We start from the raw sequence: 11,768 nt of genomic DNA, 5'->3' as shown, positions 1-11,768 counted from the left end.
AGAAGCTAGAGCTTCGGTTCTGAATCAATCAGAACCGAAGCTCTAGCCCAATCCGGGCTGCCGCGCATCGCCAACGGCACGTTATTCCCATTCGTCTTGCGAACAGACTTTCGAATCGCTTTCGAAAAGGCTTCGTTTCAGGCGTGGATTTTTGGTTAGCCCGGCCATCACGAAGTCGCGAGTTTTGGCATACCAGCACTGCAGTAAGCACGGAACTGAAGCGGTGTATGACGTAACTAATTGATATTGCTTAATTAAATGTCATGGTCGTCAGTGTTGCCGATTCGCCAGAGTGACCCGGTTTGCATCGGAAGAGATTCGAAAAACCCTTGCCTTTTGTGCAGCGCGGTCGCATATTGTTGCGGTGCGGTAGCGCCTCGCGCTATCGCTGCCCTCCTTGGGCGTTTCCTCCCTAGACTTGGGCCGCTTGTTCATTCAAGCGGCCCTTTTTTCTTTTGAAGATTGCTTTCTCCGAGATTCCGGATCGCCGCTGCGCGACGTCCGGAATGACGGCCTTCTACTCCGCCGCCGCCTGGAACGGGCCGAGGTCGCCGAGCGGCACCTGTGCCAGCGCGTCCGCCAGCATCGCGAAATCAGTGACCACCTGGGCAAAGCGCGGGCTGCGCTCCCTGCGCCGCTCATCCATGTAGATCGCGCGGTTGAGTTCGAGCTGCACGGTGTGCAGGCCGCTCGCAGGGTTGCCGTAGTGCTCGGTAATGAAGCCGCCGGCATAGGGCTTGTTGCGGCCGATCGAATAGCCGAGCCCGCTCATGATGTGCTCGACAACATCGGGCAAAAGGCTCGCGCAACTGGTGCCGTAGCGATCGCCGATCACGACATCGGGCCGCCGCGGCTCTTCTCTGGACACGCCGACCGACGGCATCGAGTGGCAATCGACCAGGATCACAGTCCCGAACGCCTGATGGGCCTTGTTGATCAGCCGCCGCAGCGCGCGGTGGTAGGGCTTGTAGAGCGCCTCGATCCGCCCCAGCGCGTCATCGACGGAAAGCCGCTCGCGATAGATTTCCTGCCCGTCGCCGACCACGCGCGGGATGGTGCCGAGGCCGCCGGCCACCCGCACCGAGCGGGTGTTGGCAAAGCTCGGCAGGCGGCCGGTGAACATCCGTGGATCGAGTTCATAGGGCTCGCGGTTCACGTCGACATAGGAACGGGGGAAATTGACCCGCACCGTCGGAAAGCCCTGGTCGCTCAGACCGCCGATCAATTCGTCCATGAACGAATCCTCGGAGCGGCGCAGCGCGGCGAGGTCGATCCGGGAGGCGTTGAGGAATTCGGACGGGTAGACCGAGCCGGAATGGGGCGAGTTGAAGATGATCGGCGCCCGCCAGCGCTGCGGCTCCACGATCTCGAAGGGAGGCGACAGTTCGCCATCAAACTGGGTCATCGTCGGGCGCCGTCCCTTGAATGTCCGCATTTCCCTTCCGCTGGCCGGTCATGCGACCGATTCTACCGGAAGGGCGGGTATTGTAAGGATGCATTGTCCGTAATCGTAATCATTCTGCCAAGCGAAAAAAGCCACGGTTCTCCTGGAAGATGTCGTAAACGCCTGAAAAGCGCCGCCTTGATCGATCCAGATGCGCGCCGCTACAAAAATAGCGGCGCCCGCTGTCACCAAGAAGCCGTTACCTTTCACCCGAAATTTACCCTCTGTCGGGCTTAGTGGGCGCAATGATCCTCCAAGCCAGGTTCAACGACTGACCGCCATGCACAAGATCCTCCTCGCTGAAGACGACAACGACATGCGACGTTTCCTGGTCAAGGCGCTGGAAAACGCCGGGTTTCAGGTCTCGCCCCACGACAACGGCATGTCGGCCTATCAGCGGCTGCGCGAGGAGCCGTTCGAGATGCTGCTGACCGATATCGTGATGCCCGAAATGGACGGCATCGAGCTGGCGCGCCGCGCCTCGGAACTCGACCCCGACATCAAAATCATGTTCATCACCGGCTTTGCCGCGGTTGCCCTGAACTCCGATTCGGAGGCACCCAAGAACGCCAAGGTGCTGGCCAAGCCGGTTCACCTCCGCGAACTGGTCAGCGAAGTGAACAAGATGCTGGCGGCCTGATTCGGCGGCTATTTCGTTCGAAAAGGCACCAGAAATTAGTCCCGAGCATCCTTGCCCGGGCGCTTTGGAGCCGATATACGGACCCCACCCAATACGAATAAAGCTGGAGCGGGATGACAGGTCATCCCATTCTGGGGCGCGTAGCTCAGCGGGAGAGCACTACCTTGACATGGTAGGGGTCACAGGTTCGATCCCTGTCGCGCCCACCAGCCTTCGCTTGCTTCGCAAGCTACGGCTGGGCAAGCCACACTCAGTCCTATCATAGCGAAGCTAGCGAAGGCTGCCTCGCCGAAGCGACTTCGCGAAGGCGGGCTCTCCGGCGCGAGCTACCGGTCAGCAGCATCAAAACTTCATCCACCGCGATCTGATCCCGCCAACCTCACGCCGGTAATCCGGCCTTGAGCAGGCCGGCCTCGTGACGCGCCCGATCGGCCTCGTGCTTGTAGTGCTGGGTGGCGAGATAGGCGGCCACCGAGAAACCCGGTTCAAGCTTGATGACCTCTGCGGCATGCGCGCCGGCCGCAACGGTGTCGCCCATCTGCGCGAAGATGGCGGCGAGGAAGGCGTGATGGGTGAAGTCGGGCCGCGTGATCCGCGCGAACGCCTCTGCGGCTTCGGCAAATTTCTCCGCGCAATAATACGCACGACCGAGGTGGCTCCAGAAACGCTCGGGGTGGAACGGGTTGAGGCGCATTGCCTTCTTGATCCAGTCGATCCCTTCTTCCGGCCGCCCCAGCCAGGTCAGAAACTCGCCCTGCTGCACCACGACGATATCGTAGTTGGGATTGAGCGCGAGGGCCCGCTCCTGATGGTAGGCCGCCCTGTCATGATCGTCGCGCGTCAGGTTCACCGCAGCCAGGATGCGGTGAACGTCGCTGTCATTGTCATCGAGCGCCAGCGCGATCTGCAACTCGTCAGCCACCTGCTGGAAGGTGGCGTCGCGATCTTCGCACCATCCGTAGACCCAGGTCTGGCCCAGCACGCACGCCTTCCAGGCGTGGGCGTGCGCATAATTCGGATCGAGCGCGATGGCGCGGTCGAGCAGGATCTGGGCCTGCGCATTGTCTTCACGCCGTGAGCGGTGGTGCAGGACTTTGGCGGCGAGCACGCATTCATAGGCCGCCATGTTGTCCGGCCGCTTGCGCTTCGCCCGTTCCTGCGTGGCGGCCTCGACGCGGCCGGGAAGCGTGGCAACGATCGCCCCGGTCACCTCGTCTTGGATGGCGAAGATATCCTCGAGCTTGCGATCATAGCGTTCGGCCCAGACATGCCGGTCGGTTTGCGCGTCGATCAACTGCACGGTGACACGGACGCGATCGCCGACCTTGCGTACGCTGCCCTCCAGGACATATTCGACGTCGAGTTCGCGTGCGACCTCCTGCACCTTTACGGCTTTGCCCTTATGCACGAAGGTCGAGTTCCGCGAGATGACGAGAAGGTCGCGGAAGCGCGACAGTTCGGTGATGATGTCCTCGGTGAGGCCGTCGGCAAAGAATTCCTGCTCCGGATCACCGCTCATATTGACCAGCGGAAGCACAGCGATGGACGGCTTTCTGGTAACGGACGTCGCCGCCGAGCTGTCCTTGCCACTCTCGGTCGCTGCGGTTGCTGGCTCAAGCCGCACCCGAAAGACGTGGATCGGGCGGCTGATATTCTTGACGCTCTGCTCGCCGAGATCCTCAAATGCGATCTCGTCGAGCCGATCACCGACTTGATCGCGCACCGCCCCCGAGACGCATATGCCGCCCGGCTCGGCGAGCACCTCGAGCCGCGCCGCGACATTGACGCCGTCGCCAAAAATGTCGTTTTCCTCGATGATGACGTCGCCCAGATTGATGCCGATGCGGAACTGAATCCACCGCGCCGGCGACACGTCGGCATTGCGCCGCATCATCCTGCGCTGGACTTCGGCGGCGCACAGCACTGCATCGGCAACGCTGTGGAACTCGACCAGCAGGCCATCGCCGGTAGTCTTGATAATGCGACCGCGATTCTTGGCGATGGCCGGATCAATGAGTTCAAGCCGATGGGTCTTCAGGCGTGCGAGTGTCCCAGCCTCGTCGACCTCCATCAGCCGGCTAAAGCCGACCATGTCGGCGGCAAGGATTGCTGCGAGCCTTCGCTCGGGTCCAGGCGTTTCCATTTTTCGCCTCGCTGGCAGGCAGTCTAGCAGATTTGCCGTGCCGGCCAAGCTGGACGCCGCCAGCCTCATCCCAGTCGATCACCCACTCCAGATTGCAATCATGAGGTAAAACCTCGAAGGAACTCGTCTCACGCTCGATGGTCGGGCAACGCCAACAAGCCGGTAAGAACCGCCGGTGCATTGAGCACCGCGAACTTCTCGCGCGGGCCCAGAAACCCCGCAGCTTCCTCGAACGTTTCGGCATCTTCGATCTTCGCGCGCGCGATCGCGAGATGCGGATCGACGTCGCCGCGCTTCCGCGGCTTTTGCCCGGAGAGGTTGTTCAGGTGTGCTTCGAGCAGGCGAGCATCGTCGAGCAATTCGCACAGCGGGCAGGGGAGCGACGAATGCGGCGCGCCCGCGAGCTCATTGGCGCGCGCCAGCACCGGCGGCGGCGCCGTCTGCTCGGGGGTCCTGAACAATCCGGACCGGCGGTTTGCACGCGGCGACGACGACAGCATCGCGATCGGAATGGAAAGCAGCAGCCCGAGGATCACCGGCGTCATCCACAGCAGCAACGACAGCGACACGGCATAGGCGCTGATGGCCATGGCGATGCCAATCAATGTCGGCACCGAATAGATGCCGAGGATGTCGCGCTGCGCGACTGCGCCGTCGTCCCGGCGCTGAACCTGCCATCCTGCGTCGCGCCCGAACAGGATTTCACCGACAGCCGACGACTGGAAGATCATCATGACAGGCGCGGTCAAACCGGAAAGGATTGTCTCGGCACCGATGCCGGCAAGCACCAGCAGGCCGCCGCCGAACTTCCTGCGCGTGTCGCGATCGGCAAGGAGCACGATGAAGGCCAACAGCTTCGGCACGATCAGCATTCCCATCGTGCCGGCAAATACCCATGCCGCCAGGACCGGATCCTGCGCCGGCCATTGCGGAAACAACGAATATCCTTTCGGAAAATATTCAGGCCGTACGAACTGCGCTTGCAACGAGACCAGGATTCCGAAAACAAGAAAGATCAGCCAGAGCGGCGCGGTGAGGTATGACCCGATCCCCGTCAGCAGATGAAGCCGCGAGACCCAGTGAAAGCCGCGGGTCGGCAGCAGCGCCAGATGCTGCAGATTGCCCTGGCACCAGCGACGGTCACGCGCGGCAAAATCTGAAAGCGTGGGCGGAGATTCCTCGTAACTGCCGCGGAGCGTCGGCGCCATGTGGATGGCCCAGCCGCCGCGTCGCATCAGCGCCGCTTCAATGAAGTCATGGCTCATGATATGCCCGCCGAACGGCTTGCGTCCTCTGAGTTCGGGTAGCCCTGCATGTTGTGCAAAGGCGCGGACGCGAATGATGGCGTTGTGGCCCCAGTAATTGCCTTCCGAGCCATGCCACCATGCGATCCCCGCGGCCAGCATCGGACCGTACAGGCGGCCTGCGAACTGCTGCCAGCGCGCGAACAGCGATCTTGCATTGACGATGACCGGTAGCGTCTGAATCAGCGCGGCCTTCGGATGCGCCTCCATCGCGGCAACGAGCCGAACGACGCTGTCGCCCGTCATCAAACTGTCGGCGTCCAGGATCAGCATGCATTCATATTTGGAGCCGAACCGCCTGACCCACTCCTCGATATTGCCCGACTTGCGCGCGGTGTTCTCAGGGCGGTGGCGATAGAAGATTGCGGCGGCGCTGCCGACGTCCTGCCGAAGCTTGAGAAAGCATTTTTCCTCGGCGATCCAGATCGCGGTATCGGTGGTGTCGCTCAGCACGAACCAGTCGAACTGCGCGCCGTGTCCGGTCTGCTCGACCGATTCGTAGATCGCGCGCAATCTTGCCAGCACGCGATAGGGGTCCTCATTATAGGTCGGCAGCAGCATCGCGGTGCGGCTGTGGATCGCGGGCAGAGGCGCGCTGGCGTCGATGCCGAGCTCATCCTTCCTTCTCAACAGCAGCACGAAGAAACCGCCAAGCGCCGACATGAAGGAGAAGGCTATCCATGCAAACAGCAGTACGAACAGCGCAAGGATGATCGACTCCAGGACCGTGACACCGCCGACCCGGAGCACACGGTACATCTCATAACAGCCTGCCGCGGTCAGCATCGCGGTGCCGGTCAGAACGAAGGCGCGCCGGATCCACAGCGGCGCAAAATCGGGCGCCGGCGGTGGCTCGAACCGCCGCAGCGCCTGCACCGTCATATCCGTCGGCGATTCCGGAGGAAGGAAATCGGTCAGCGGGATATCCCGCTTTCCGGGCGAACCGCCGGCCTTCGTCAAGGTGTCCATCGATAAACCCAGACCTCCGATACCGCCTCCTCGTTCTGCACGAGCGATGCGCGGAGTTCGACCGGGGCCTTTTCCTTCAACAACTCGAAGCTCAATCGCCAGCCGCCTGTCGCCGGATTTGGTTGGGTAACGATGTTCTGGATCTTCGCCTTTTCAGCTGTCACGACACCGCGCAAGCTTTTCGGATCGACCGATTTCAGCCGCTCGCCGGTCACGTCAAGCACGAAGAGCGTCGCGTTGTCGCCTCGTGTGCCGATGCCGGTTCGGGAAAATCGCGCCAGTGACGTCGACTTTGGAGCATCCGGCCCCCAGTGCAAACGGTAGGTGTAGGTGTGCTCGCCCTTGGCCGGCAACGCCGCTTTGGGACGCCAGAACAATGCGATGTTGTCGTGAATCTCTTCCTTGGTCGGGATTTCCAGCAGCTTCACTTCGCCTTCGCCCCAATCGCCGATCGGCTCCGCCCACAGGCTTGGCCGCCGCTCGAAATTCGATTCCAGGTCCTGGTAGGCGGAAAAATCCTTCTGACGCTGCATCAGGCCGAAGCCGCGTGGGTTGATATCGCCAAACGAAGAGACCTGAAGATCGCGCGGGTTGTGCAGCGGCCGCCAAAGCTCCTCGCCGCGGCCGTTGAAAACCGCGAGGCCGTCTGAATCATGCACCGACGGACGGAAGTCTTCGACGTCCTTGCGGTCGTTCGACCCAAAGAAGAACATGCTGGTCATCGGCGCGAGACCGGCTTGTTGCAGATCGACGCGCGGATAGATCGCCATTTCGACGTCGAACACGGTGGTGTCGCCGGGGCGGATGGTGAAGCGATAAGCCGCGGCGGCGCTCTCGCTGTCGAGCAACGCGTGCACGACGATGGAGTTGGCGCCCGGCGCCGGCTTCTCGATCCAGAACGTCTTGAAGAAGGGGAATTCCTCGCCCTTGGCTTCGCCGGTGTTGATGGCGAGCCCCCGCGCCGAAAGGCCGTACAATTGTCCTTTGGCTACGGCGCGGAAATAGCTTGCGCCGAGAAAGACGCAGACTTCGTCATAATAGTCGGGCTTGTTGATCGGCGCATGAAGGCGAAAGCCGGCAAAGCCGAGATCGACTGCCGGGCCGGGCGGCGCCAGGTCGCCGAATGAAAACATGTCGGGCCGGTAGGCGATCGGCGCTGCCTGGCCGTCCTTCACCTCGAATAGGTCGACGCGGTTCTTGTAGAAAAATCCGCGATGGAAAAACTGCACCTCGAACGGCAATTTTTCGCCGCGCCACAGCGCGCGGTCCGGCAAGAACCGGATCGCCCGATAACGATCGTAGTCGATATTGGCGAGATTGTCGGGCAACTTCTCGCTTGGCGCCTTGTAGGCTTTGCTTGCGAGGTCGCGCGCCATTTGCCGGACGATGGATCGATCGAACGGCGCAGGTTGGGCATGGGCGGTGGACAAAAGCCTGGATGCCGTGCTGGTTACCAATGGTAACGCAGAAGCTGCGAGGAAATCCCTGCGATTCACGAAACAACCTCGCGGTTACTGATGCGGACCATCTGCAACGCAGCGCACACTGGACGGTTCCCCGCGCCGGAATAGAACTGCTATTTTTTTCTGATTGCTAAGATCCGATCACGAGCGCGCTAGCTTCGCAGCGTATGGCTTATACGCGTGACCACGTCGTCCCACTGGCGTTTTTCGGAAACGGGGTAATTGATCATCACGCAGTTCAGGGTGCCGTTGCCGCGGTTGCAGCGGTTGTACCAAATGCGTTCCTTGCGAATGCTGGACACAACGAAGAAATCAGACGTGATCCGTCTATAGATGATGCCGGCAGGCGGCCGCATCTTGGCCAGAAACGAGGCGGGCGAATCGTTCTGGGCATTGGGAACGGACTGCACCGTCAGGTCGGCGCGGCGGTCGTCGGTGAAAAAGCGCCGTCCTGTGCCGCCTTCCGGCGGTCCGGCGTCGACGGTGAAGATCGAGACCGGCATGTCGACGCTGGTCCCGGTGCTCGCGATCACGTATCGCCGCCACTCGGTGTCACCGGCAACGGCGAGGACGGGAACGAAGCTCAAAGCGACGATGGCAGCGCAAAGGTGCGGCACGCGCATGGAACGGTCTCCGGTTCGATTCGAGACAATCGATTCCATCGAGGTTCGTTCCAGCTCCGGACATTTCTAGTGCGCAGCCCCGCCCGCAAGATGCTTCCCGGCGATGTATCCAAACGTCAGCGCGGGGCCCAGCGTGATACCGGCGCCGGGATAGTTGCCGCCCATGATGCTCGCCATGTCGTTGCCGGCGGCGTAGAGGCCGGTGATCGGCTGGCCGTGTTCGTCGAGCGCGCGGGCATGCACATCGGTCTTGATGCCGGCATAGGTGCCGAGATCGCCGACCACCAGCTTGATCGCATAATACGGTCCGTCCTTGATCGGCGCGACGCAGGGGTTCGGCCCGTGCAGCGCATCGCCCTGGTAGCGGTTATAGGCGCGCGATCCCTTGCCAAACGCGGGATCGCGCCCCTCCGCGGCCGAGGCGTTGAACTCGGCGATCGTCGCTTCGAGCCCCTGTCGATCGATGCCGGTTCTATCAGCCAGTTCAGCCAGTGTTGCGCCGCGCTTGAGGTAGCCGGTGGCGAGATGATGGCGCAGCGGCATCGGAAACGGCGGCACGCAGCCGAGGCCGTATTTTCGCAGCGCGCGGTGATCGCACAGCAGGAACGCGGTGATCTCCTCGCCGGGCTTTGCAGCCTTCACCATTGCCTGCACGAAGTCATGATAGGAATTGCCTTCATTGGCAAAGCGCCTGCCGTTGCGCATCACCGCAATCACGCCGGGTTTCGCGCGATCGATGAAATGCGGCATCACGCCCTTGGAGCCGTCCTTGCGCTCGGTGATGGAGACCGGCACCCAGGCCGCCGCGTTCGGCAGCGTATCCTCGATGCGGCCGCCGGCGGTCTCCGCCAGGCGCAATCCGTCGCCGGTGTTACCGACGGGGCCCGGCGAAAAATGCTCGGCGCCGGTGGGCGCGTGCGGAAACATCGTCTTGCGCCTCGCCGCATCATGCGGAAAGCCGCCGCAGGCGAGCACCACGCCGCGCTTGGCGATGATACGCACCAGCTTGCCACGGCGCTCGACGATCGCGCCGCGCACCGCGCCGTCCTCGACGATCAGTTCATGCACGGGCGAGGACAGCCACAGCGGAATTTTCAGGTCGAACGCGGATTTCGCCAGCCGCCCGGCCAGCGCATTGCCGTTGGTCAAGGTCATGCCGCGGCCGTGGCGCATCACGTCCATCAAATGTTTCGACAGGCGTTTTGCGACATAGACCGCCGAGGTCAGCGATTTGGTCGCCCGCATGAAATGGATGATCTCCTTGCCGGAGCCCAGCATCATGCCGAACACGGTGAGTTCGGGGAGGGGATTGCCGAGATCCTTGATATGCTCGCCCAGTTCGCGGCCATCGAACGGCCGCGTCACCATCGAGCGACCGCCCTGCGCGCCGCCCGGAGCTTCCGCGTGGTAATCCGGAAAGGTCAAGGGCATGTCGAACTGCACGGCCGTCTTGCTGGTGAAAAAGTCCACCGCCTCGGGACCGGCGGAGAGAAACGCATCGACGCGCGCGGCGTCAAAACTGTTGCCGGCCTCGTGGCGCAGATAGGTTCGTGCCTGATCCGGGCTTTCCTCGATGCCCCACGCTTTCGCCAGCGAAGTGCCGGGAATCCACAGCCAGCCGCCGGAGCGGGCAGTGGTGCCGCCGAAGCGCGGCTCCTTTTCGACGATGAGAACGTTGAGCCCGCGATGCCCCGCGGTGACCGCTGCCGACATTCCGGCACAACCAGAGCCCACCACCAGCGCGTCGCATTCGTAAGTCTCTTGTTCGTTGCCAGCCACGCGATCCGCCCTCATTGAATGGGCAGATATTTGGATGGGGATCGACTGGCCTGTCAATCGGCGGGCACTTCCCTTCTCCCCTTGTGGGAGAAGGTGCCTTCGCGCAGCGAAGGCGGATGAGGGGTTCTCTCCGCGGAGATAGACCCCTCATCCGTCTCAATCGCGCCTTGCGCGATTGATCCACCTTCTCCCACAAGGGGAGAAGGGAAACACGGCGTGCATCCAGAGCAGGGCGGCCTTTCGGTAAAGCGCTTGCCCCGACCGAGCATCGGCGGCACATTTGCCGGTGCGACATCAAGATCGCCAAGAATTCGTCAAGAACCAGTATCCGAGGAACCCTGATGGCGGCCACGCGGATCGACTGCGACATCCATCCCGCGGTGGGCGGCACCCGCACCACGCTCTTGCCTTATCTCGACGATCACTGGAAAGAGCAGGTCGTCAGCCGCGCCATCGACGGGCTCGATCTCAACTCCTATCCCCCCAGCATGCCGTTCTCCGGCCGCGCCGACTGGCGGCCGGCCAATGGCAAGCCGGGCAGCGATCTCGAGATGGTGCAGCGCGGCGCGTTCGACCAGCTTGGTTCGAGCCACGCGATCTGCAACGTGGTCTATGGCGCACAGGCGGTGTTCGATTCCTACATGGCGGCCGGTTTCTGCAAGGCGATCAACGACTGGATCGCGGCCGAATGGCTTTCGAAGGATTCAAGGCTGAGCGCCTCGATCGTGTTGCCCTTGCAGGCGCCGGATCTGGCAGTGGAAGAAATCGAGCGCCGCGCCGGCGACAATCGCTTTGTCTCCGTGCTGGTGATGGCGCAGGGCGAAACGCTGCTCGGACGCCGGCACTACTGGCCGGTCTGGCAGGCCGCCGCAAAACACAAACTTCCAGTCGCGATCCACGCCGGCAGCGCCTATCGCACCGCGCCGAGTTCGATCGGCTGGCCGTCCTATCGCTACGAATATTATCTGGCCGAAGCGCAGGCGTTTCAGGCCCAGGTGCTGAGCCTGATCTATGAGGGCGTGTTCGGCAAATTCCCCGATCTCAAGGTCGTGCTGATGGAGTCGGGCGTGAGCTGGCTGCCGGCCTTCATGTGGCGCGCCAACAAGAGCTGGCGCGGCGTCCGCGTCGAGGTGCCCTGGGTCGAGCGCGAGCCGGCCGCAATCATCCGCGACCATGTCCGCGTCACCATGCAGCCGTTCGACGGTCCGCCTGATGCGGCCGGCGTCGCCGACATCATCGAGCAGGTCGGCTCCGACAAGATGTTCCTGTTCGCATCCGATTATCCGCACTGGCAGTTCGACGGCGACGATCCGATGCCGCCGCATCTGCCTGATAGCATTGTCTCGCGTATGTGTGCCGACAATCCGTTAGAGACCTTTCCGCGGCTGAAGCTCGCCGCGTGA

The 11,768-nt window shown here is 62.4% G+C and carries 8 protein-coding genes and 1 tRNA gene; 3 read left to right on the top strand and 6 right to left on the bottom strand.

Annotated features, from left to right (window positions below; translation table 11 throughout):
- Positions 1-517: 517 nt before the first annotated feature.
- Entirely contained in the window at positions 518-1,405 is an 888-nt protein-coding gene (locus tag YUO_RS0129225) for an N-formylglutamate amidohydrolase (RefSeq protein ID WP_028350452.1), read from the bottom strand.
- Between the two features lie 319 nt (positions 1,406-1,724).
- Between YUO_RS0129225 and cpdR the strand changes: the two genes are divergently transcribed.
- Positions 1,725-2,084, top strand: coding sequence for a cell cycle two-component system response regulator CpdR (gene cpdR, locus YUO_RS0129220; protein WP_027539837.1), 360 nt, complete (start codon positions 1,725-1,727; stop codon positions 2,082-2,084).
- 134 nt (positions 2,085-2,218) lie between these two features.
- A tRNA-Val gene (locus YUO_RS0129215) sits at positions 2,219-2,293 on the top strand.
- A 170-nt stretch (positions 2,294-2,463) separates the two neighbouring features.
- On the opposite strand, the gene YUO_RS0129210 is transcribed toward YUO_RS0129215, so the two are convergent.
- From YUO_RS0129210 to YUO_RS0129190, 5 genes are all read right to left on the bottom strand, one after another.
- Positions 2,464-4,227, bottom strand: a complete 1,764-nt coding sequence (locus YUO_RS0129210; RefSeq protein WP_028350451.1) for an adenylate/guanylate cyclase domain-containing protein — start codon at positions 4,225-4,227, stop codon at positions 2,464-2,466.
- A 128-nt stretch (positions 4,228-4,355) separates the two neighbouring features.
- The gene (mdoH, locus tag YUO_RS0129205; RefSeq protein ID WP_430649565.1) at positions 4,356-6,413 is read right to left on the bottom strand and encodes a glucans biosynthesis glucosyltransferase MdoH; all 2,058 of its coding nucleotides are present in this window, start codon (positions 6,411-6,413) and stop codon (positions 4,356-4,358) included.
- Between the two features lie 74 nt (positions 6,414-6,487).
- Positions 6,488-7,996: a glucan biosynthesis protein G gene (locus tag YUO_RS0129200; RefSeq protein ID WP_028350449.1), complete on the bottom strand. Its 1,509-nt coding sequence runs from the start codon at positions 7,994-7,996 to the stop codon at positions 6,488-6,490.
- Between the two features lie 119 nt (positions 7,997-8,115).
- On the bottom strand, positions 8,116-8,586 hold the full coding sequence (locus YUO_RS0129195) for a hypothetical protein (RefSeq protein ID WP_028350448.1): 471 nt from the start codon (positions 8,584-8,586) through the stop codon (positions 8,116-8,118).
- A 66-nt stretch (positions 8,587-8,652) separates the two neighbouring features.
- Entirely contained in the window at positions 8,653-10,365 is a 1,713-nt protein-coding gene (locus YUO_RS0129190; protein WP_028350447.1) for an FAD-dependent oxidoreductase, read from the bottom strand.
- Between the two features lie 341 nt (positions 10,366-10,706).
- Here YUO_RS0129190 and YUO_RS0129185 point away from each other — a divergent pair, with 341 nt between their 5' ends.
- Positions 10,707-11,768, top strand: a complete 1,062-nt coding sequence (locus tag YUO_RS0129185; RefSeq protein ID WP_028350446.1) for an amidohydrolase family protein — start codon at positions 10,707-10,709, stop codon at positions 11,766-11,768.

The organism is Bradyrhizobium murdochi (assembly GCF_000472965.1).
GTDB lineage: Bacteria > Pseudomonadota > Alphaproteobacteria > Rhizobiales > Xanthobacteraceae > Bradyrhizobium > Bradyrhizobium murdochi.
This window is presented reverse-complemented; position numbering and strand designations above follow the sequence as displayed.

Bases quoted from the DNA above. Each gene is read 5' to 3' on its own strand.
- YUO_RS0129225 (WP_028350452.1), bottom strand. From the start codon at position 1,405: ATGACCCAGTTTGATGGCGAACTGTCGCCTCCCTTCGAGATCGTGGAG.
- mdoH (WP_430649565.1), bottom strand. From the start codon at position 6,413: ATGACGGTGCAGGCGCTGCGGCGGTTCGAGCCACCGCCGGCGCCCGAT.
- YUO_RS0129195 (WP_028350448.1), bottom strand. From the start codon at position 8,586: ATGCGCGTGCCGCACCTTTGCGCTGCCATCGTCGCTTTGAGCTTCGTT.
- cpdR (WP_027539837.1), top strand. From the start codon at position 1,725: ATGCACAAGATCCTCCTCGCTGAAGACGACAACGACATGCGACGTTTC.
- YUO_RS0129210 (WP_028350451.1), bottom strand. From the start codon at position 4,227: ATGGAAACGCCTGGACCCGAGCGAAGGCTCGCAGCAATCCTTGCCGCC.
- YUO_RS0129185 (WP_028350446.1), top strand. From the start codon at position 10,707: ATGGCGGCCACGCGGATCGACTGCGACATCCATCCCGCGGTGGGCGGC.